Source organism: uncultured Algibacter sp. (assembly GCF_947495675.1).
Taxonomy (GTDB): Bacteria; Bacteroidota; Bacteroidia; order Flavobacteriales; family Flavobacteriaceae; genus Algibacter_B.
Window position 1 is genome coordinate 107,120 of record NZ_CANLZX010000008.1, and the last position, 22,671, is coordinate 129,790.

General features: G+C 30.1%; 23 protein-coding genes. 14 read left to right on the forward strand and 9 right to left on the reverse strand.

Annotated features, from left to right (window positions below):
- Window positions 1-59 precede the first annotated feature (59 nt).
- On the reverse strand, window positions 60-1,088 hold the full coding sequence (locus Q0842_RS07450) for a transglutaminase domain-containing protein (protein ID WP_298496238.1): 1,029 nt from the start codon (window positions 1,086-1,088) through the stop codon (window positions 60-62).
- Window positions 1,089-1,805, reverse strand: a complete 717-nt coding sequence (locus tag Q0842_RS07455) for a carboxypeptidase-like regulatory domain-containing protein (protein WP_298496240.1) — start codon at window positions 1,803-1,805, stop codon at window positions 1,089-1,091.
- A gap of 191 nt (window positions 1,806-1,996) precedes the next feature.
- Here Q0842_RS07455 and Q0842_RS07460 point away from each other — a divergent pair, with 191 nt between their 5' ends.
- The 10 genes from Q0842_RS07460 to moaA all read left to right on the forward strand — a co-directional run bounded on the left by Q0842_RS07460 (window position 1,997) and on the right by moaA (window position 9,038).
- Window positions 1,997-3,175: a molybdopterin molybdotransferase MoeA gene (locus Q0842_RS07460; protein ID WP_298496242.1), complete on the forward strand. Its 1,179-nt coding sequence runs from the start codon at window positions 1,997-1,999 to the stop codon at window positions 3,173-3,175.
- Window positions 3,176-3,184: 9 nt separating this feature from the next.
- Complete coding sequence (locus tag Q0842_RS07465) at window positions 3,185-3,523, forward strand: LysR family transcriptional regulator (protein WP_298496244.1); 339 nt, start codon at window positions 3,185-3,187, stop codon at window positions 3,521-3,523.
- Window positions 3,524-3,568: 45 nt separating this feature from the next.
- Entirely contained in the window at window positions 3,569-3,922 is a 354-nt protein-coding gene (locus tag Q0842_RS07470; RefSeq protein ID WP_298496246.1) for a four helix bundle protein, read from the forward strand.
- 60 nt (window positions 3,923-3,982) lie between these two features.
- Window positions 3,983-4,723: a sulfite exporter TauE/SafE family protein gene (locus Q0842_RS07475; protein ID WP_298496248.1), complete on the forward strand. Its 741-nt coding sequence runs from the start codon at window positions 3,983-3,985 to the stop codon at window positions 4,721-4,723.
- Between the two features lies 1 nt (window position 4,724).
- Window positions 4,725-5,309, forward strand: coding sequence for a molybdenum cofactor guanylyltransferase (locus tag Q0842_RS07480; RefSeq protein ID WP_298496250.1), 585 nt, complete (start codon window positions 4,725-4,727; stop codon window positions 5,307-5,309).
- Window positions 5,293-5,526, forward strand: a complete 234-nt coding sequence (locus Q0842_RS07485; RefSeq protein WP_298496252.1) for a MoaD/ThiS family protein — start codon at window positions 5,293-5,295, stop codon at window positions 5,524-5,526. Before Q0842_RS07480 ends, Q0842_RS07485 begins: the two co-directional genes overlap by 17 nt.
- Before the next feature lie 6 nt (window positions 5,527-5,532).
- Window positions 5,533-6,618, forward strand: a complete 1,086-nt coding sequence (locus Q0842_RS07490) for a HesA/MoeB/ThiF family protein (protein WP_298496254.1) — start codon at window positions 5,533-5,535, stop codon at window positions 6,616-6,618.
- Complete coding sequence (locus Q0842_RS07495; protein ID WP_298496256.1) at window positions 6,608-7,051, forward strand: molybdenum cofactor biosynthesis protein MoaE; 444 nt, start codon at window positions 6,608-6,610, stop codon at window positions 7,049-7,051. The genes Q0842_RS07490 and Q0842_RS07495 overlap by 11 nt, the downstream gene beginning before the upstream one ends.
- A 68-nt stretch (window positions 7,052-7,119) precedes the next feature.
- The gene (gene moaCB, locus Q0842_RS07500; RefSeq protein WP_298496258.1) at window positions 7,120-8,031 is read left to right on the forward strand and encodes a bifunctional molybdenum cofactor biosynthesis protein MoaC/MoaB; all 912 of its coding nucleotides are present in this window, start codon (window positions 7,120-7,122) and stop codon (window positions 8,029-8,031) included.
- Entirely contained in the window at window positions 8,031-9,038 is a 1,008-nt protein-coding gene (gene moaA, locus Q0842_RS07505) for a GTP 3',8-cyclase MoaA (protein ID WP_298496260.1), read from the forward strand. Before moaCB ends, moaA begins: the two co-directional genes overlap by 1 nt.
- A gap of 5 nt (window positions 9,039-9,043) precedes the next feature.
- On the opposite strand, the gene Q0842_RS07510 is transcribed toward moaA, so the two are convergent.
- The 4 genes from Q0842_RS07510 to Q0842_RS07525 are packed head-to-tail and all read right to left on the reverse strand — an operon-like array spanning window position 9,044 to window position 12,081.
- Entirely contained in the window at window positions 9,044-10,015 is a 972-nt protein-coding gene (locus tag Q0842_RS07510) for a type I phosphomannose isomerase catalytic subunit (protein ID WP_298496262.1), read from the reverse strand.
- 9 nt (window positions 10,016-10,024) lie between these two features.
- Complete coding sequence (locus Q0842_RS07515) at window positions 10,025-10,483, reverse strand: family 2 glycosyl transferase (RefSeq protein ID WP_298496264.1); 459 nt, start codon at window positions 10,481-10,483, stop codon at window positions 10,025-10,027.
- Window positions 10,484-10,501: 18 nt separating this feature from the next.
- Entirely contained in the window at window positions 10,502-11,686 is a 1,185-nt protein-coding gene (locus tag Q0842_RS07520; RefSeq protein ID WP_298496266.1) for a glycosyltransferase, read from the reverse strand.
- A 23-nt stretch (window positions 11,687-11,709) separates the two neighbouring features.
- A complete protein-coding gene (locus Q0842_RS07525; RefSeq protein WP_298496268.1) occupies window positions 11,710-12,081 on the reverse strand; it encodes a response regulator transcription factor in 372 nt (123 codons plus the stop codon).
- A 183-nt stretch (window positions 12,082-12,264) separates the two neighbouring features.
- Between Q0842_RS07525 and Q0842_RS07530 the strand changes: the two genes are divergently transcribed.
- From Q0842_RS07530 to Q0842_RS07540, 3 genes are read left to right on the forward strand one after another with little or no spacing between them, the layout of a single operon-like run.
- Window positions 12,265-15,354 (forward strand): hypothetical protein, encoded by a 3,090-nt coding sequence (locus Q0842_RS07530; protein ID WP_298496270.1) that lies wholly within the window; start codon window positions 12,265-12,267, stop codon window positions 15,352-15,354.
- Window positions 15,354-16,571 (forward strand): hypothetical protein, encoded by a 1,218-nt coding sequence (locus tag Q0842_RS07535; protein WP_298496272.1) that lies wholly within the window; start codon window positions 15,354-15,356, stop codon window positions 16,569-16,571. The genes Q0842_RS07530 and Q0842_RS07535 overlap by 1 nt, the downstream gene beginning before the upstream one ends.
- Complete coding sequence (locus tag Q0842_RS07540) at window positions 16,565-18,082, forward strand: cellulase family glycosylhydrolase (protein ID WP_298496274.1); 1,518 nt, start codon at window positions 16,565-16,567, stop codon at window positions 18,080-18,082. Before Q0842_RS07535 ends, Q0842_RS07540 begins: the two co-directional genes overlap by 7 nt.
- 129 nt (window positions 18,083-18,211) lie before the next feature.
- Here Q0842_RS07540 and Q0842_RS07545 read toward each other — a convergent pair whose 3' ends face one another.
- The 3 genes from Q0842_RS07545 to Q0842_RS07555 all read right to left on the reverse strand — a co-directional run bounded on the left by Q0842_RS07545 (window position 18,212) and on the right by Q0842_RS07555 (window position 21,107).
- Window positions 18,212-19,417 (reverse strand): glycosyltransferase, encoded by a 1,206-nt coding sequence (locus Q0842_RS07545; protein WP_298496276.1) that lies wholly within the window; start codon window positions 19,415-19,417, stop codon window positions 18,212-18,214.
- Between the two features lie 118 nt (window positions 19,418-19,535).
- On the reverse strand, window positions 19,536-20,792 hold the full coding sequence (locus Q0842_RS07550; RefSeq protein ID WP_298496280.1) for an oligosaccharide flippase family protein: 1,257 nt from the start codon (window positions 20,790-20,792) through the stop codon (window positions 19,536-19,538).
- Window positions 20,793-20,822: 30 nt separating this feature from the next.
- The gene (locus Q0842_RS07555) at window positions 20,823-21,107 is read right to left on the reverse strand and encodes an STAS domain-containing protein (RefSeq protein WP_298496282.1); all 285 of its coding nucleotides are present in this window, start codon (window positions 21,105-21,107) and stop codon (window positions 20,823-20,825) included.
- Window positions 21,108-21,434: 327 nt separating this feature from the next.
- Between Q0842_RS07555 and Q0842_RS07560 the strand changes: the two genes are divergently transcribed.
- Window positions 21,435-22,571, forward strand: coding sequence for a response regulator (locus tag Q0842_RS07560; RefSeq protein WP_298496327.1), 1,137 nt, complete (start codon window positions 21,435-21,437; stop codon window positions 22,569-22,571).
- The last annotated feature ends 100 nt before the right edge of the window (window positions 22,572-22,671 follow it).

Below are 22,671 nucleotides of genomic sequence, written 5' to 3' on the forward strand. Positions count from 1 at the left end.
ATATAGAATTGAATTTAAATGGTTGAAGATATAAAAAAACTTACATAATGATTGAAATATTATAAAGACTTATACTTACTTTTTTCTACCTTAATAGAATAAGAAAACACAATGTCTTTATCTACCATAAAATGTACTATATAATTTCCTTTTTTTGAAAATTGATTCTTTAATTTTAAAATTCTGTTTTTGCAATTAAAAAGGTTTGCCTGAATCGTTTTACTACTAAAACCGCTACTTATAGTAAGTCGCATATCTTTTATTTTAGACTCATCTAAAATTTCAAATTTGAAAACAATAGTTTCATCAACTCTTATTTTTGTCTTTAATTTTTCAGGTGTTAATGGAATAATTGCATTTTTAAATGCACTACCGTAAACAATAGGAGCTTTAACAAATTGGTTAATTGTTGGTTTGTTTTCTGATAAGAGCCATTTAGAATTTAAAGGATAATTTTTTTTGTTAAATAAGTTAGGTGATGCTAAAAAATAGCCTTCATTATAATCTTGAACAAATTTGTATGTATTAATATTAAAATATCCACTTGCCATAGTAGCATCTACTAAATACCATTTGCCATTTAATTTTACGGCATTCCATGAATGATTTGGAAAATCTATTTCGCCCACATTTCTTGAGGTAGTTCTGCTATAACCATCAACAATTTTACATGTTATGTTAGCTAAAGTTGTAAGTTCTTTAATTAAATAAGCATAACCAGAACAAATAGTTTTCTTCTCTTTAAGAAGTTTTTGAAACATTTTTGATAACACTTGATTATTCCATTTAGAAAATGAAATACTGTCATTTTTATACTTTTTACGCTTTTTTAAAGTAGTTTCTCCAAAACTATGATCGGAAGTTATATTAGAACAAACCCAAGTATGAATGGATCTAAATTTTTCTACTTGGGTGTCTAAGTTATTTGTAAGCTTATAGACCAAAACTGGCAAGTTTTTTAAACTAGAGCCCTTATATGAATTGGCTATACTATCTGCTTTATTAAAATTAATGTGTTTAAAATCCGATTTTTGTGCTTCAATAAAAAAACTTAAAAGCAAAATAAATATGGTGAGCATTTTTTTCATTTAAAAAATGCGTTTTATTTTTTGCCATAATGTAGGTTTAGATTGGTAGACATTATTTACTTCCACCTCACCCATTAAAACACAAGATACATCTTGCTGTAATTCAATATTTAATATGGTATTTATCTTTGTTTGCTCTTTTTTTATCTTAATTTCTTTTGTTACAAAACCTAGATAACTAACCACTAAAACATCACCTTCTTTTAAAGCTTTTGGAAATATAAAAGCACCATCAAAATTAGTAGATGTACCAACTGTTGTACCTTTTAATATAATATTGGCTCCTGGTAAAGGTCCAAATTCTTCAACAACAGTACCAGAAAGCCGCTGTTCTTGTGCGGGAGTTTTACCAATTTTAGTATTAATTTTAGTAGATTCAATAATTTCTGTTTTGGGCTTTTGAACTTGAGCTTGCATGTAATTAAATGATGCTAAAGACAAAAAAGCTAGTGCTGCAACTCTTAAATATTTAAATCTAGTTCGCTTTTTAAATTCTGAAATTGTAATGTTTCTATTTAATTGTGACGTATCAAAATACCCACATGTATTACTTGCTTTACTTTTAAAGTAGTTAGATAATTGTTTATCACTCATACTCCTAAAGTCTACAACTTCTTTATTGCATGAATTACAGAACGCTCCATTTTTAGTTTTGTTAAACTGATTGAATTTTTCTGAGCACGGTTTGCTAATTGTAAGATTTAATTGCTGTTTCATGATATTATTTTTTAGTTTCCTCTAAACTATTAACATTAAGGAATTGTAAAAACCTAGTTTTAGTGTAATGCAGTTTTGATTGAGTGAACTGTATTTTTTTTTCATATTCATAATTTATATTTTTTTTAAAATCTAATTATTAATACTTAAACCATATTCGTTATATTTGTTAGGACATAACGCATTTAATTATGATTTCAATTACTGATGCTATTTCAATTGTTAAAGAACATAGTAAAGCATTACAAAAAAAGACAGTCAAAAAGGTTGAAAAAGCTGGTGGATATTTGTTATTTGAAGATATCATATCCCCTATTAACATGCCTCCTTTTAGGCAATCTGCCATGGATGGATATGCTTTAAATCTATATGACAATGTAAATTACAACTTAATAGGTGAAGTAAAAGCTGGTGATGACCATCAACCTATTTTAAAAAAAGGTGATGCTGTTAGAATTTTTACTGGTGCCCCTGTACCTAATTCTGCTAATGCAGTTATGATGCAGGAAAAAGTAGAATCAAATGGTAAAACTATAACTATAAAAGATAATATTTCATTAGAACTTAATATTCGCCCTTTAGGAGAACAAGTTAAAACAGGTGATGTAGCCCTAAAAAAAGATACTAAGTTAACGCCTGCAGCAATTGGTTATTTAATCTCTTTAGGCATCACAGAAGTTACTGTATATAAAAAGCCAAATATAGCTATTGTAACAACCGGTAGTGAATTGATTGAAGCTGGACAAGAATTAACTTATGGCAAAATTTATGAAAGTAACTCAAAAATGCTATTGAGTACACTATACAGTTTAAAATTTTATGATGTAACGCTATATAAAGTTGAAGACGATTATAATAATACACTAAAACTGCTAAATACAGTAATTAATGATAATGATTTAGTTTTAATTACTGGTGGCATATCAGTAGGTGATTATGATTTTGTTGGCAAAGCTTTAAAAGAATTGGAAGTTGAAGAACTTTTTTATAAAGTGAAACAAAAACCTGGAAAACCACTATTCTTTGGAAAAAAAGATAATACTCAAATTTTTGCTTTACCAGGTAATCCTGCTGCGGCGCTATCTTGCTTTTATATTTATGTGTATATCGCATTGCAAAAAATGATGCATCGAAATATTTTAGAATTACCACGAATACAAGCCAAATCAATATCAAATTTTCAAAAGAAAGGCGATAGACCTCAATTTTTAAAAGCCATTTTAAAAGATGGATTTGTTGAAATTTTAGAAGGACAAAACTCATCCATGTTACAAACTTTTGCACTTTCAAATGCATTAGTCTATGCACCTGAAACTGTTACAAAAATAAACAAGGGTGATATTATTGAAGTCATTCAATTACCTGTTTAAAAAAGTATTATGAGATACAAAATAAAAAGTAGAATCTGGATTGAGTCCGAAAACAATGTGCTCCTTGGCGAAGGTAGAGTACATTTATTAAAGGCCATTCAAGAAACTGGCTCGCTATCAAAAGCAGCAAAGACTTTAAACATATCCTATAAAAAGGCCTGGCAAATGTTGGACTCAGTAAATAAATCAGCTAAAAAACCAGTAACCATAAATAGTATTGGCGGCAAAGGTGGCGGCGGTGCAGAACTTACAGAGTATGGAAAGTCTTTAGTTATGGCTTTCGATGAAATCAATAAAAATTGCTGGGAGTTTTTAGATAAACAACTTGATAAAATAAATTTATTATAAGTGTCTTGAGTTATAAATACTTAAAATGCCTAAAGTTTAAAACACATGGATAATAAAGAATTTGCTAAAAATTTAGAATATAGAACAAGACAATTTGGAATATCTATTATCAAATTATCTAGTGCATTACCAAACTTAATTGAAGCAAAAGTTATTAAAAATCAAATTACAAAATCTGGCACAAGCATTGGTGCTAATTACCGTGAAGCAAATAGATCAAGGAGTAAAAGAGATTTTAAAAATAAAATAAAAATATCTGAAAGTGAAGCAAGTGAAACCGAATATTGGCTAGAAATAATATACGATTTAAATTGGATTGAAGTCGAAAAACTTAACCCTTTAATGAAAGAAGCAAAAGAACTTTTAGCACTTTTCACTTCAATTTCTAATAAACTTTAACACACTTATGGAAACACATGATTTTAGACACTTTTAATTTTAGACACTTTAGGCATTAATATGCTCAAAACCGAAAACATATATCTCTTTCTAGCTATCCTTCCTATAGTATCCTTTTTATACTCTAGTGTAGGTCATGGCGGAGCTAGTGGTTATTTGGCATTAATGGCTTTGTTTTCATTTGCGCCAGAAAGTATGAAACCTACTGCCCTGTTGCTTAACATTTTTGTTGCAGGAATTTCATTTTACTACTATTACAAGGCCGGACATTTTAATAAAAAGCTTTTTCTAGTGTTTGCTATAACATCAATTCCCTTTTCTTTATTAGGAGGACGATTTGATATTGATGCCTCAGTTTATAAAAAAGTATTAGCCGTTTTATTAGTATTTGCTATTCTAAAAATGCTAAACGTTTTTGGAAAAGAAAGCCAACACATAAAACAAGTAAAACGTTGGCAAGGGTTAATTATAGGGGCTGTTATTGGATTTTTCTCTGGACTTATTGGAATTGGTGGCGGAATTATATTAACCCCCTTAATTCTATTATTACATTGGGGAAAAATGAAAGAAGCAGCGGCGGTTTCTGCTCTATTCATATGGGTTAATTCTGCTTCCGCATTAATTGGTCAGTTTAGCGTTGGTGTTAGCCTAGAAAAAGAATCTTTCTTACTTGTTGCGATTGCTCTTACGGGTGGTGTTTTAGGTGGCTATTATGGAAGTAAAATCATTAACAACCAGCGTTTACGATATATTTTAGCTTTTGTATTAATTATAGCTTGTGGCAAATTAATATTTACTTAAAATGATAGACAAAAAGGACATAACAGGCATTATTTTAGCCGGCGGAAATAGTTCTCGAATGGGAACAGATAAAGGTTTTTTATTATTAAACAATAAACCTTTTGTAAAATATAGTATAAATGCTTTAACCCCTTTAGTTTCTGAGATTATTATTGTTTCTGATAATTCGGACTATGATGTTTTCGGATTTAAACGTATTGCAGATATTACTAAGAATGCTGGTCCCGTTGCTGGAATTTGTTCTGGATTAGAAGCCTCTAGAACAGATTACAATTTAATTTTAAGTTGCGATATCCCTTTGATTAAATCTCAAATACTTGAGAAATTAATAAAAAATATTGATGATACCTCGCAAATTATTCAAGTTGAAAGCAATGGAAAAAGCATGCCATTAATAGCGTTGTATAAAAAAGAAGTAGCAAGTACTTTTAATACATTTTTAAAAAATGATGAAAGACGATTACGGCTCGCTATTAACAGTTGTAAATCAAAGAATATCGTGTTAGATGAAGAAGACGCGATTACCACAATAAATGTTAACACTAAAACCGAATTAAAAGCACTAGAAGATGCATATAAACATTAAATATTTTGGTCAAATAGCAGAAATAACAAATACAGAAGAAGAATCTTTAGAGCTTAATGGACGTCTAGTTTCTGAATTATTAGAAATACTAAATCAAAAATATAACAAACTTAAGAGTATAGATTTTCAAGTAGCACAAAATCAAGAACTAGTTTCTATTGAAACCGAATTAACTGGAGCAGAAATTGCATTATTACCACCTTTTGCAGGGGGATAATTTATTATGGGAAGATACAACAGACATATCATTTTATCAGAAATTGGTCAAGTAGGTCAAGACAAAATTTCAAACGCTAAAGTCTTAGTTATTGGAGCTGGCGGTTTAGGCTGTCCGGTTCTACAATATCTTACTGCTGCAGGTATTGGTACAATTGGTATAATCGATTTTGATGTAGTAAATATTTCAAATTTACAACGCCAAGTACTTTACGGTAGTTCTTCTTTAGGACATAATAAAGCAATTGCCGCCAAAAGCCGATTAGATGATTTAAATAATGAAATTTCTATTATTGCTTACCCAGAAAAATTAACACATAAAAACGCTATTCCTCTATTTAGTGAATTCGATATTATTGTTGATGGTTCAGATAATTTTGAAACTCGCTATTTGGTTAATGATGCTTGCATAATTACTAACAAGCCTTTAGTTTTTGGAGCCATTTATAAATTCGAAGGTCAAGTATCTGTTTTTAATTATAATAACGGACCAAGTTATAGATGTTTGTTTCCTAATCCTCCAAAAAAAGATACCGTACCAAATTGTTCAGAAATTGGAGTTTTAGGTGTTTTACCGGGTATTATCGGTAGCATGCTGGCAAACGAAGTTTTAAAAATCGTTTTAGCAATTGGAAATGTGCTTTCAGGAAAATTACTTTGTTATAATGCTTTAACATCTCATACTTTAACATTAAAAATAAACAGAAATGAAGTTCAGATTCATTCTGTTTTAATAGATAAAGACAATTTTGAAAATAGAAATAGTCAAGTTAATTGTGAAGTTGAAACACCAATAGTTTCAGTAACAGAATTATTACCAGCAGAAAACATTCAATTTATTGATGTAAGAGAATTAAATGAATTACCAAAAATTGAAGGTTTAAGAGTAACCTCCATTCCATTAAGTCAGTTAGAAAGCCATTTAAACAAAATAGATTCAAATAAAAAGAAAGTGCTTTTCTGCCAATCAGGAATTAGAAGTAAACGAGCGATTACAATATTACAAGACGCACATATTACAAACTGTTTTAGTTTAAAAGAAGGCGCATTAGAATTAAATAATTACACAAAAACATTCACAAATGAAAGATAAAAAACCAAAAAGCGTATTTAAAGAAGGCGCTATAACCTCAGATTTTATAGGGAATTCTATTTACAAACATCAAACAAAAACAAGTATAGGTGCACATAATATTTTTTTAGGTCAAGTTAGAGCAGATGAAATAGATGGTAAAACCGTTTCAGCTATAGAATACACGGCTTATGAGGATATGGCAAATCAGAAATTTCATGAGATTAGAGAATCTGCCTTTGCTAAATTCGATTTAACTTGTATGCATATTTACCACAGCCTTGGCACTGTAAAAGCAGGAGAAATTTGCTTATTTGTATTTGTGTCTTCACCAAGACGAAAAGTGGTTTTTGAAGCTCTAGAATTTATAGTAGAAGCTATAAAAGCAGATGTTCCTGTTTTTGGGAAAGAGATTTTTGAAGATGAGAGTCATCAATGGAAAGTAAACTCTTAAATGTTTAATTTGTTTTAGAAATTTATCGTTAAGTCGAGAATAACTAAAATTCAACATATCAACATAAAATGGTAGATATAACTCACAAAAGTACCACACTAAGAACCGCAATTGCTCAAGCCGTTGTAAAAGTTAGTAAACCAGAAACAATTTCTGCAATAGAAAATGATACTGTACCAAAAGGCAACGTATTTGCTATGAGCAAAGCTGCAGGTTTGTTGGGTGTAAAACGCACACCAGATATTTTACCAGATTGCCACCCCTTACCTATTGAGTTTACTGGTATAGAATATAAAATAGATGGATTAGAAATAACAATTTTATTTACTGTAAAAACCATTTACAAAACAGGCGTTGAAGTTGAAGCTATGCACGGTGCTAGTGTTGTTGCTTTAAATATGTACGACATGTTAAAACCTATTGATAAAGGCATAGAAATTCATGCTATTAAATTGCTTACCAAAAAAGGTGGAAAATCAGATTTTAGAGATAAATTTAGAAAAGATTTAACTGCAGCCGTTGTTGTGTGTAGTGATTCTATTTCAGCAGGACATAAAGAAGATAAGGCCGGAAAAGCTATTATTACAAAGTTAAAAACTTGTGATATTACACTATCTGAATATGTAATTATTCCAGATGAAAAAGAGATTATTCAAAAAAAAGCTAAAAGTTTTGAAAAACAAGGTGTCGATTTAATAATTTATACTGGTGGTACTGGTCTCTCAGGACGCGATGTAACACCAGAAGCCTTAATACCTATTTTAGATAGACGCATTCCTGGTATTGAAGAAGCTATTAGAAATTATGGACAAGATCGCATGCCTTTTGCCATGCTTTCTAGAAGTGTTGCAGGTACAATAAATAATACATTACTATTGGCATTACCTGGTTCTACAAATGGCGCCAAAGAGTCTATGGACGCCATATTCCCATCTGTATTACATATTTTTAGAATTTTAAAAGGTGCAAGACACGATTAATGGATAAACATAAAAACATACTCCAAGACACACATGGTAGAGACCATGCTTACTTACGCATTTCATTAATTGAAAGATGTAATTTACGTTGTACTTATTGTATGCCCGAAGAAGGTGTAAAGTTATCTCCTAAAAGCGATTTAATGACTTATGAAGAGATTTATGACATTGCTAAAACATTTGTAGACCATGGTGTAACTAAAATTAGACTAACAGGTGGTGAACCCTTAATTAGAAAAGATATCCCTGTAATTTTAGAAAAATTAGCAACCTTACCAGTTGAACTCTCAATAACATCAAACGCTGTTATTATTGATAAATTTATAGATATACTTAAAACCAATGGGGTTAAAAAAATTAATGTGAGTCTTGACTCATTAGACGAAGCTAAATTTAAACACATCACTCGCAGACATGAATTTAAAAAAGTTTACAATAATATTCTATTACTTGTAGAAGAAGGCTTTACAGTAAAAGTAAATGCTGTTTTAATGAAGGGTTTTAATGATAATGAAATTATAGATTTTATCAATTTTACAAAAGATTTACCTATTACTGTTCGCTTCATTGAATTCATGCCTTTTGATGGCAATAAATGGGATATGAGTAAAATGGTGTCTTATGCAGAAGTAATGACTTATGTTAATACAACTTATAAAGACAATCAAATTGAACGGTTACAAGACGCACCTAATGACACATCAAAAAACTACAAAATTAAAGGCTATAAAGGCAGTTTTGCAATAATTAGTTCTGTTACTAATCCGTTTTGCGATTCATGCAACAGATTAAGATTAACAGCCAATGGCCAATTAAAAAATTGTTTATTTTCTTCTGGAGAATCAGATTTACTATCTGCGTTGAGGAATGGAAATTCCATAGAGGCTATTATTCAAAAAGCTGTTCAAGCTAAATTTAAAGTTCGTGGTGGCATGAACACTTTGGAAAAACTAAAAGAACCTAAACTACATAATAACAATAGAAGTATGATTACTATTGGTGGTTAAACATTTTATTTATCAATATAAACCTCTAATAGTTTTGCTTGATTAGAATTAAGAATAACCTTTTTAGCTTTTGCAGGAATTAAAATGGTTTCTCCAGTTGTTACTGTTTCAGTTGATCCATCTACTGAAATATTAGCACTCCCTTCAACACACATAAAAATCACAAAAGAATCTAAGTTATCATATTGCTTTTCTTGTAAAGCACTAACTTCCAAAATGTTGGTTGTAAAATACTCACAACTTACCAAACTAGCGCTACTGTTTTCTTTTAAAAAATAATTAGCTTTAGATTCGGTTTCAAATTCTTTAGTAGCTTGTTCTGCTAATTGAGTATGTAATTCACGTTTTTGTCCATTATTATCTACTCTATCCCAATCGTAAACACGATATGTGATATCTGAAGTTTGTTGAATTTCAGCTGCTAACACACCTGCACCAATAGCATGAATTTTTCCAGCTGGAATAAAAAAGCTATCGCCTCTTTTAACTTGTTCTCTATTAAAAATAGTATCAACATTTTTTGATGTAATATGATTTAGCATTTTAGGGCTAGTATTTTTATCTTTTAAACCTAAAACAATATCTGCACAATCATCGCTATCCATAATATACCACATTTCGGTTTTACCAAAGGAGTTGTGGTGTTTTTTAGCCATTTTATTGTCTGGATGTACTTGAACAGATAAGTCTGTTTTAGCATCTAAAAACTTGATAAGTAAAGGGAAATTAGTTCCAAAATTGTTAAAATTTTTAGTTCCTATAAAATCTTCTTTATGTGCTTCAAGCAATTTTTTTAGACTATCGCCTTTATAAAAACCATTACTTACAACCGATACATTTCCATTAACATCTGAAACTTCCCAGCTTTCACCAATATTGTCTTTATCTTCACCTTTTCCTAAGACGCTAAATAGTTTATTGCCTCCCCAAATTTTTTCTTTTAAAATGGGATTAAATTTTATAGGATATACTTTCATTACTTTTTGTTAATTAATTTTTTCTAAATAATCTGTTATAGAAAACACACTTTGGAATAATGTTTTTTTTATGCTACTTTTCTCTTTAAGCTTGTTATTGTAATTTAAAATAACATCTTGATTTTCTCTTATATGTTTTATTACACCACTAATACTATGCTTTTTATTGTTTAACAAATTAGTGCTAACGTAGCCTATATGTTTCAAATCGAACTGGCTAAACATAAACCTAGCACCAGAACGTACTGCAGAAATATCAGATTTGAATTTTTTGATATCTACAATTGAAACATTTGTTTTACTCATTTCTTTTATATCTTTTAAAACTTGATATGTTGTATCTCTACTTGCGTTATTTACAAAACATAGATCTAAATATTTAGTTTTATTTAAATGCTTAATAAACTTATCCTTATCAATATTTTTTTCATCATTATGACATACTATAATAATACCTATACGTTTCATCTTGTGTATGTTTTAACGTTAAGCTATTTTAAATGAACTTTCTTTTAACAGTTTAGAGCTTATTTTTTTGCCTCTATAAACCCATGCTATTTGAGCTAATTGACCAATAATTTTTACGGAGTCTTTCATTGAAAGCTTTGAACCATCAGCATGAATCCATCTTTTTAATGGTTGCTCACATAAAATTGCTCTTGCTTTTTTTAAACCGAAATGTTGAGACATCCTTTTAAAAATTTCAACATCAAATATCCATTGCGTTACAAACTTTTTTCCAAAAGCAATGTCTATGACATCTTTACTAAAAATTTTGGCGCCACATTGTGTGTCTTTAAAATCCATTTTTAAAATCTTTCTAATAATAAAGTTAATTGTTAAACTAATTATTTTACGAGCAGACTCTTTTGTAATGTTTGCACCCATTCTTGATATTCTTGATCCGCTTACAATTTTAAAGTCCGATGTTTCAATAGTTTTTACTAAATCATCAAAATCTGCTAAATCTGTGGATAAGTCGGCATCAAGAAAACCTATATAATCTAAATCTTCTTTTTTTGCCATGTGCAACATGCCTAAACGAACAGCTTCAGCTTTACCGCCATTTTTCTCACAATCATAAACCGTAATAAAATCTTCTCTTCCTTTTTGTAAATCTTTTAAAACTTCCAAAGTTTTGTCTTTACTACCATCATTTACAAAACATAAATGGTAACCAGAATTTTTATCGATATAACTAATAAACTCTTCACTTAACAAACGTTCTTCTTCATTATAACAAGGTATTACAACTCCAACACAGCGTTGTTGAATCATAACATTACTATTATTAGCAATATTTTCAGTTTCTGGAGCACCAATTAAGCGTTTTACACGTGCACTAATTTCATTTAGACTTAACGGTTTTTTCATGTAATCATTAATACCTAATTCAAAACCTTCAGTAATTGTTTCATCTTTAGTATTTCCAGATAAAACCATTATTGGTGTATTAGCGTTTTTAGAATTCCTAACATGTTTTACAATATCTAAACCAGAAACGAAAGGCATATTAATATCTACAATTACTAAATCTGGATTGTATGCATCATAAAGCGCTATACCTTTATTTGGATCTATTTCAATCTTAACATCATATCCCAATTCCTTTAACCTTTTTTGCAAAGGAAGTAATACTAATTGTTGATCGTCTATGGCTAATATTTTCATGATTATAGTTTTTAAAAATTAAATTAATGTGTTTCGAAAAAAATGTTTAAACGTTTAATACGTGCACAAATTTCATCTAAACTTGTTGGTTTTTTTATGTAATCATTAATACCTAATTTGAAGGCTTCGGTAATAACATCAGGACTGGTATTACCAGATAAGACGATTATTGGTGTTGATGAGTTTTTATTAATTCTTATGTGATTAATAAATTCTATACCAGAAACATCTGGCATATTAATATCTACAATTACTAAATCTGGTTTAATTCTATTAAAGATTCCAATTCCTTCATTGGCATCTGTTGTTGTACTCACTTTATAACCTAATTCTTCTAATCTTTTTTTTAAGGGTAAGAGAACTAATTGTTCATCGTCTATTGCTAATACTCTCATTTTAATGGATTTTGTTGATTAATTATAGGTCAAATTTACACTTGATGTTGCTATTAAAATTAATAATTAGATTAAGTAATATGCAAGTGTAGATGAATGGTAGATTTGTGTAGATAAATAAAATAATTTGTAGAAATTAAATTATTTATCTTTACCCTGTGGCTATTACAGCTCGAGTAATTAATGAAAGAAACCTCAAACAAATACTTAATCGCTGCTATCCTTTTAGGGTTAGCATTTCATGGTAGTTCCATATTTTTTACTTTGGAAACTACTTATGATGCGTTAATACACTTATTCTTTGCAGATCACTATGCTAATAGTTGGTTTGAACCCTGGAATTATGAATGGTATACAGGTTTTACCGTACAGAGTTATCCTCCTTTAGTACATCAAACTATTGGGCTATTGTCTATGATTGGTGGTTTAAAGTTTGGCATGTTTAGCGTTGCTCTTATTGCCATTGTTTTATTTGTAACTGGAACATATAGATTTTCTTTGATGATGACAGCCAACAAAACCGTTGCTGGTTATGCTTGTGTATTAGCTGTATTTTCATCTTCGTTTGTTGAGACCCTTCACATTTTTGGTCAATTACCTAGTATTGTTGGTGTTTCGGTATTAATGCATGCTTTACCAGAAATCTATTTATGGTTAAAGACTGGTAAGAAATGGTACTTAGCAACTAGTTTATCACTTATTGCTGTAACTGTTACATCACATCATGTGACCCCTATTTTTGGTATGGTATTTTTTATATTTCCTTTAATAGGTATGGTAATAATGGATGTTTCTAGAGAGCAAGTCAATACCATGAAAGAAGTGACATTCAAAATATTTTTGAATACTTTTTTTAAGCTTTTTAAACGTATTGTAAGTTTCGGAATGTTGTCCTTAGTATTAATTATTGGATGTATTTTTCCATATTGGTTAAACTCTAAAGCCAACCCCATAACACAGGTTCCTATTCCCCATGGTTCGCGTGATAATTTTTTAGAAATCACCTCTTCTGGTTTGGTATTCTTTTTAATTCCTTGGGGAATTTTACTCATACTTTTACCTTATATATTCTATAGATATTATAGTAAACGCTATTTGTTTTTTGGTTTATCGGTAACTATATGTACTATTTTAGGTACTGGAGGAACCACGCCTGTACCTTTAAAAATGTTAGGGGAAACGGCATTTAACATATTAACTTTAGACCGTTTTACACTTTGGGCATCAATTTTATCAATTCCTTTAATGGGTGAATTTGCTTATCGTTTTGTTGAAGGCGATTTAAAGACACTAATACAAGAGAAATTTGGGGCCGTTTATCATAGAATAATTGGTGGCATCTTAGCAGGATTAGCGGTATTTATGGTGGTATTTACTATGAGTTTGAATTACTTCAGACCATCGCAACCACAAAAAATAAAGATGTTGCCTATCGTTAATTTCTTAAATCAGGATGATCATGATAAATGGCGATTCTTAACATTAGGTTTTGGCGATCAAATGGCTTGGCTAAGTGCACAAACCAATGCTATGACTGTGGATGGTAATTACCATTCGGCAAGACGCTTACCAGAACTAACAACCAGACCTATTGAGCGATTAGAAAACTCAAAATTTAAAGGTGTTGCTGGTATTGGGTCTTTACAACAATTTTTAACCACACCAGAAAAATATAATCTTAAATACATATTTTCTAACGATAAATTTTACGACCCCATACTCTATTTCTGTGGTTGGCAACGTTTAAGGCAATTAGAAAATGGTATTATGGTTTGGGAGCGACTTAACATTCCGCCAGTATCATCCATATTACCTAAAGAAGATGTTGCTAAATGGCTAAAAATACATTGGGGTATTATGCCTTTTTTAACTGTTTTAATTGCATTTATTTTAAACATACAAATGCTTTGGGTAATTGCTTTAAAAACCCGTATTAAACCAATACCAGACTTTTTAAAATTTCCTGTAACCTATAAGAAATTTAATAGAAATGTATTACGCATTACACATGTTTGGTCTTTTATTTTAGCTGTTGTTGTGTTTTACGGTATTTATTTGTTTTATTTAAAAAACGATACCCAAAGGAGTCCTGAAAATGCCATTATTGCGTATTATGATGCTTTAGACTTTAAAGAATTTGAAAAAGCGCATAGTTTAATTGATCCTATTAACACTATTCCCATTGCCCAATATATGCTAGAAATTTCGGTAACTGATGGTTTATTGAGTAGTTATGCCAAAATGGATGCTATAGAATCTGAGATCACCAAACACAACGATAGTACAGTTTCTGCAAAGGTGACTACACAATGGATTACTCCTTTAGAGAAAATTGAAAAAGTTGATTACAAATCATTATCTAAACGCAATGGCAAATGGTATTTACAAGCAGACGATTTAAATAATGACTTACCACCAGATCAATTATATTCTGATAATGTAACCAAATATTATAATCAAGGTCGTAGACGTATTACTACCGAACAAACCCATCACGAAGATATTTTAAAACAGCCTGTTTTAGAAGTCGTCTCTGCTAAATTGGTGCAATATGATGGAAGTTATGCCATAATTGGCGAAGTGCAAAATATAGATAATGTGCCTGCAGATGTTATTTTAAAAGGTACACTTTATAATAACGACAACAAACAACTAGCTACGTATAATGCCAAATACCATGTAAAGCATAAATTAATGCCTAAAGAATCTAGTAGTTTCCGTATAAATTTTGAAGGTATTGCGTGGTCAAAAACACAAGATTCTATACCAGACACTTTTAATCCAGACGAATTTACACCCGTTGAGTTTGAGGAACAACCAACTAAATTCAACTTACAAGTTGCAGGAAATGTTGCTGGGTCCGACTTATACAAAAATGTAGTATTAAGTGCCATTAACATAAAAGATAACACCATAAATGGAAACTTATTTAATAGTGGCATTCAAGAAATAACCATTCCGCAACTTTTAATAACGTATTATGATGATAACAAAAATATGGTTTGGGTAGACCATTTATTTGTAAAAGCTGGAGTAAGGCAACAACGTAAACAACATTTTGAATATTACATTTTAAAAGATGGTAAAGTCAATATTATTAATGAAAGCATGAAAAACATTTTTGTAAACGGTTTGCCAAACGAAGACATCTCAGATAAAATAGTACCTAACAGAATTATTAATCATACCAATGCGCAATTACAACCTATTACGCATCCAGATTTTAGTTATATCAAAATAGAAATTAACACCTATATAGGAAGCCCTAATTAATGCAGTTAAAACGTACATATTTATTTCTTTTAGGATTGATTTTATTATCATCGTTTGTTGTTGTGCAACAAAATGAAACGCTATCTAAAATTGCATTATTAACCACACAAACCAAGTTTGAAGTTGGGAATACTGTCGTTTTAAAATTTTCAACTTCAAAAAGCACAAAACCACTACTCTATTGCTCTAACAGTTATGGTTCAACATTAGTTAACGCTACGTTAAACAATAAAATACTAGAGTATAATATCCCAGAAAATATCACGAAAAAAATAGGCGTCTTAAATTGGAAATTATTAGACAAAAATAATGCACTTTCTGGTAAGTTAATCATCAATCCAAAAGCGGAGGTGGCCACTATGGAAACTTATATTGGTCCACCAAGTATCGAAGCTGGCGGAGATGATTATACCATGTTAGTTGTGATTCCTACAGATTCATTAGACAATCCTGTGCCAACAAATACTTTGGTAAATACTAAGTTTCAGTTTTTAGCTTCAGAAGAAAATAAAGACATTGTTACAAATAATTTAATTGCTTTCAATAATATTTATTCTAAAAAAGAAAGCGGACGCATGTTGGTTTCTTCTGAAAGTTTAGGTGTTAACTCAAAAGAATTTACTATAAATATTGCTGCCGCAATACCTACAGACTTTACCATTTCTGCATCACGACCTCATGTTTATGCAGATGGAAATCAAATTACAACTTTCTCTACTTCTGTAATAAAAGACAAACACAAAAACTTGGTTAGTGATGGTACGTTTGTTACGTTTTTTATTACTAATTCTGATGGTAACATTCTAAAATCTACAGGTACAACTATTAATGGTATTGCAACAGCAAAAATGATTCACCCAGATTATGCAGATACATGGAGTATTAAAGCATATGTAGATGGTATGTCTGAAAGCAATAGTATTTCTCTTGGCTATAAACAAGTTATTCAAGATTTTGAAGTTATATTTTCAGAAAAAAACAGAACAATTACTGTTGGCCCATTACAAAGTTTTATGAAACAAATGATTCCTGATGGATTACATGTAAAACTGAATATCTTTAAAGATAATAAGCTAGTAAATACTTTAACCAAAACATCATTTAATGGGTATGTTACATTTAATTTAAAGCCTGCTATTTATCAAAATGACATCTATAATTTTAGTATTGAAACTGTTGGACTATCAAAAGATTTTAAAACAAAAAAACTATGGTAGGTCTTAGCAAAAATATCATGCGTAGCATATTAATACTCTCATATATTTTGCTGGTAGGTTTAATAATATCTGGTGTTAGCGCATTATTTAGTTATCTAAATACTGGAGCAGATCGCAGTACAATGCTACATACCGAAATTAAAAAAGTAGATCAATATTTACCAAAAGTTAATTGGCAGCCTTTACAAAATGAAGGTAGGCCCATGGATAACCAAACATTAAACGCCTTGCAAAACGATTATTTAGATGCTTGGTATGTTAAGCAAATTGCTTACAAAACTAACAAAACTGCTGGTATTAAAGATTATTATACAGATAGTGCCAGAGAAAATTTATTTGCATTTATTGAAAGAAATAAAGCTGAAAACATTAGCATTGAAGGGACTACTTTAAATCACAATCCTACTTTAGAATTTTTTAGTGAAGACGGCCAATTAGCAGTTATTACAGACCGAAATGTTATAGAATATAAACGTGTATTTAAAACAGATACTTTGGTTATAGAAACTAAAGAAACATCCTCTTACAAAATTGTGTTTTTGTTAGAAGATGGTTTTTGGCGTATAAGACATATGGTTAAAGAAGCTGCAGAAACATATAAAGAAACACCTAAAACAGTTTCGGTTAATAGTTTAAATATAAAAGGCATTAATTATTACCCACAAGCAAACCCTTGGGATATGTTTGGCGAAGCATTTTCTAAAGACACCATATCAAAAGATTTTAAAATTATAAAAGACGCTGGATTAAATTCTGTTCGCCTTTTTGTGCAATATGAAGATTTTGGAAAAGCCACTATAGATTATAAAAAACTTGAAAAACTTAAACAGACTTTAGATCTAGCTGAAGCTAGTAATCTAAAAGTAGTTTTAACCCTTTTTGATTTTTATGGTGATTATGCTGTAATGAATTGGACACTAAACCAACGCCACGCAGAAACTATAGTTAATGCCGTAAAAGACCACAACGCTTTGTTAGCTTGGGATATTAAAAACGAACCCAATTTAGATTTTGATTCTAGAGGAAAAGTGAATGTTGTTGCTTGGTTAGATTCTATGATAGATTTGGTAAAGTCTTTAGATGCTGTACATCCTGTCACTATTGGTTGGTCTAATACACAAAGTGCTTCGATATTAAAAGATAAAGTAGATTTTATCTCGTTTCATTATTACGAAGATTTAGATAAATTAGATGAAGCAATTAAAACTATGAAAACCGAAATACCTAGTAAACCATTAGTACTTCAAGAATTTGGATTGTCCTCCTACTCTGGTTTATGGAATCCTTTTGGAGCTTCTGATGAGGATCAGGCAAACTACCACAAAAAAATCCAAGAACAAATTGCTGCTAATGGCTTACAATTTATGTCTTGGACTCTATATGACTTTACTAACATACCAAAGGAAGTCGTTGGACGACTTCCTTGGAGAAAACGGGCTCAAGAGCATTTTGGCTTTATCGACCAGAATGGAGAGACTAAACCCGCCTTTGACTATATTTCAAAAAATTAGTATCTCAATATTCATTTTTAAATCTTGAAACTCTTTTAAACTTGGGGCAAAAAAGGTGATTTCGAATATATATCTAAACAGTAGTGTAGGTATATCTGAGTAGGCAGATAACTACTGTTTAGTATTTGTTTATGCTGAAGCAGTTACTATGCGTTTAGATTTTTTTTCAATTATTTTATTAAAATTCTCTAAATATAAATCTGCTATTTGAGACATTGGGTGTGCTGTTGCAGCTTTATAATTTGTTTTGGCAAGTGTTAATCTATGTGCTTCATTGGTTACAATGGCTTCAATAGCTTTAGCTAAACTTTCAACACTTGTTGGTTCAAAAAACTCACCTCTGTAACCTTCATCTTGTACTAGTAAAGCTAAGTCGCCTAAATCTGGCATAACTACTGCTTTTCCATAACTACCTGCTTGGTGTAATACTCCAGAACTTCCTGTTGTAGATGTGTATGGAAATACTACTACAGCACTTTCATTAAACAACGTTGGCACTTCGTACTCTTCAACATAACCTGTAAATCTTACTTGTGGTACATGTTTGTAATCTTCTTGAACTTTAGCTAAATATCCTGGTACATTTGGGTTATCTGTTCCTGCAATAACAACTTCTAAATCTAATCCAGTTGATGCTCTTACTAACTCAACAGCTTCAATCATTCCTTCTACTTTTTTATAGGTTCCAAACTTCCCAAAAGTCATAACCTGTAAAGGGCCTTCTGGTAAGGTATAATCTGGTTCTTCTGGAATTTCGAATGTGCCATGTGGAATAAGTTTTACATTTTTAGCACCATATTTATCTTCTAAAATATCAACATATTTCTGCATCGTTACAGCAACAGTATCTGCCTGAAGAATCAATTTGGTTAAGGTTGTTCCAATAAATCCATAAATTTTTTGCATTAATTTATTAGAGGTAAAACCTGCACTTCCTAAATCTACTTCTTCAAGAATATTGTGTAACAACACGATATTAGGAATCTTTTTTAATTTACATACTAATGGTAGCATTAAACCTAAAGCAGCAGCAATTTTTTTATCTCCAAATTTCATAAACTGCAAATTGAATAATACAGAGTCTGGTTTGGTTTGGTTAATTGCCTTTGTAACAGATAAAATGTTTTTATAACTATTAAAAGACCAACATTCTTTTACTGTAATCTTACAACCAGCTTCAGTAAATTCAATATCCTTTGCGCCTTCTGTTTTATCAGTTAACAAAATAAGTTCTGTAACATCTTCTTTTTGTCTAAACTGCTTAACTAAATGGTAAGCATATTCATTTAAAGTGACTTTACTTGGCGGATATGCTGTTACAATTGCTAGTTTCATGATATATGTTTTTTTATGTGTTATTTACTAATTACAGTACAAATTTGCGTTATATTCATCTATAATTCGGTTGTCTTTAGATAGGACGACGATTGCTGTAGATGAATGGTAATTTGCATTAGATTAAGTTATTTTTAGACTTTATTTGATCATATTTAAAGAATGCCAATTGAATTGCCAATAATAAAAGCATGGCTATAATTTGCATGTGCACTACTTGCTCTAAACTATCATGGTAAAAAATGACTAATCCCATTTGTAGCATTCCAAATACACCCGATATTACAACAGGAATATATTTATCTAAAGACAAGTAGTAGTAAGCGAAAATATTAGAAATAGCAAACATAGATGTTGCTATGGCATATTTCCACAATAAAGGAGCCATGGCAATATAACTATCACCAAAAAGTAGTGTAATTATAGTTTCAGGAAAACTTAAACAGGCTATAATTATAGTAATGGATATAGCAGCTATATATCCTACATATTTAAATAATGTTGGTGCTGTTTCTTTACCATCTTTTTTAAGTTGCACTACCGTTGGCAATAACAACATAACAAACATCCAAGCAATAAAGTAAACGATTCTACCAATTAAAGCTAATGAAGCATATAAACCAGCCTCGTAAGACTCAAAATAATGCTTTACCAATAAAATATCACTATTGTTAATTATAATTTGAGTTAACTCATAAAACGCTGTAATAACAAAGAAACTTTTTATTTCTTTTGAGTGCGTTTTGCTTAATACTAATGCTTTTTTAGAAATAATATTTGGAAACTTAAATGGCAATAAACCAAATACAAATGATGCTAAAATACCTACTGCTATAACAACTGATGATTGAATATTAAAGATTAATATTAATCCCAATGTTATAATTAAACGACTTAACATTTCACTTTGATACGTAATAGACAACGATTTAAAAGCTTTTTTTCCTTGAAAAACACCACGGTTTACACTCATTAAGAAATAAAGCGGAACACCACAACCAAAAACAACAAACATATTAGATGAAGACGTATTAAAAATATTTTGCAATTGGCTAGCAAATACTACAATGAGTACGCCCATAATAACACCAACTAAAAGTGCATTTTTATATATCGTTGAAACGAAACTTTTAAAAATATCATTTTCAAATAATACTGAGAATTTAGCAGTAACTAATTGAAATGTCATGGCTGCAAAGCTTAACACTAATAAAAAAGTTATTAATACAGCAGCATCTGCAAACTGTGCTGGCCCTAAAACACGTCCAAGAATTAAATTATATAAGTAGTTTCCACCATTTACGGCTAAAACACTCAACATAAATAATTGTTCTGGTGTTATCTTTTTAGTTTTTAAAGTAGCTAAGATTTGCATGATTTTCATTTATAAATTTTAATTTTCTAATTATGCTGCCTTAGCAGTTAAAGGATTGATAGATTGGTAAATGTCTTTACAACCATAACCTACAACACAAAATGCTTTATTATTTAATTTTGCTTCTTTAAACAAATCTTCAATAATTTTTAATCCATTTCTATTAATGGCTGTAACAGCGTCAATATTAATTGTAACAGATTTAGAGTAAGCTAACAAGAAATCTAAATGATCTTTAAATTGTTTTTGTGTATTAGAATTAATTACACCTTCTAATTTAAACTCGCCGTTGCTTTCTTTAATTTTAAGTGACATAATGTTATATTTTAAATTAATATTTTTTTGATTTCTGATACAAATATCAATCAAGAATCAATGGAGGGAGTTTAAATTTCGTTCAATAGCTATTAGCTTTAGACGAATGAATCAATTATTATGTTAAATCATTAAGCTTAAATTTTTCTTTGATTAATAGCTGTTTTACAAAGTTTAAAACAAGTATAAAATTACATTTATTAGCGTAATATCGGACAAATATAACATTTTATCGATAATTTAATAATTTTTATGCTATATTTCTTTCAAAATTATACTATATTTACCACGAATTAAATACAAACAACCCCAAATTCAATACTCATGATTAAGATTCTAGCCATAGATGATCAACAATTAATATTGCTATCATTAGAAAAACATTTAGGCGATTTAGGCTTTGATATAAAATGTGCAAATTCAGGTGAAGAAGGTTTAAAACTTTTTGATTCTTTTAAACCAGACATTGTTATTGTAGATATTAATATGGACGGAATGTCTGGTTTAGAGGTTGTAAAAACAATTAGACTTGAAAAAAAATCTGATACAAAAATATTAGTGCTATCTGGTAATACCAATGAAGACACCATTATTGATGGATTTGATTTAGGTATTGATGATTATATGAAAAAACCAGTATCTCTTAATGAGGTAACCGTAAGAATATCTAGAATCTTTGGAATCAAAACAAATAAAACACAAAGCAATACAACTAAAGACCAAATGCTTCAACAACGATGTGTTGGTGTTGTTATTCCTTGTTATAATGAAGAAGAAAGACTTTCTAGTAAAGAGTTTCTAAATTTTATTGATAGTAATTTAGGTTACCATTTATGTTTTGTTAATGATGGTAGTAAGGATAATACATTGGCTGTTTTAAACAACCTTAGTAAAGGAAGAGAAAACAACATAAGTGTTTACAATTGCGAACAAAATGGTGGTAAAGCTGAGGCCGTTAGGCAAGGTGTATTGCATTTAGCTAAAGACCCTCAATTAGATTACATAGGCTATTTAGATGCCGATTTATCTACAGATTTTAGAGATTTTGACGATTTAGTAAAAACCATTGAAACATCTAATTTTAAAATTGTTAGTGGTTCTAGGATGAGCAGAATGGGTGCTAATATTACCAAAGAATCTGCTCGTAAAATAATTAGTAAGACCATTAATCTAATTATACGTACCATTTTAGGAATGCCTTTTAATGATACACAATGTGGCGCCAAAATAATGGACAAGGAAATTGCTAATCTTGTGTTTAAAGATAAGTTTATTACACAATGGATTTTTGATGTCGAGATTTTTATTAGAATGCGTAAACATTATGGCAAGAAAAAAGCGATTTCGTATATCTGTGAACAACCATTAAAAAGATGGATTCATGCCGATGGTTCTAAATTATCTATGAAAGACTCTATAAAAATTGTTGGTCAATTAGGGCAAATAGCCATTCACTACAGATAAAATTGTAATAATCAAGATGACAAAAGTTTGTTTTAATCACGAATGGGCTATTTGTTTAGTTAAGTTACCACTTACTACAGATTAATGATTAAATACTATT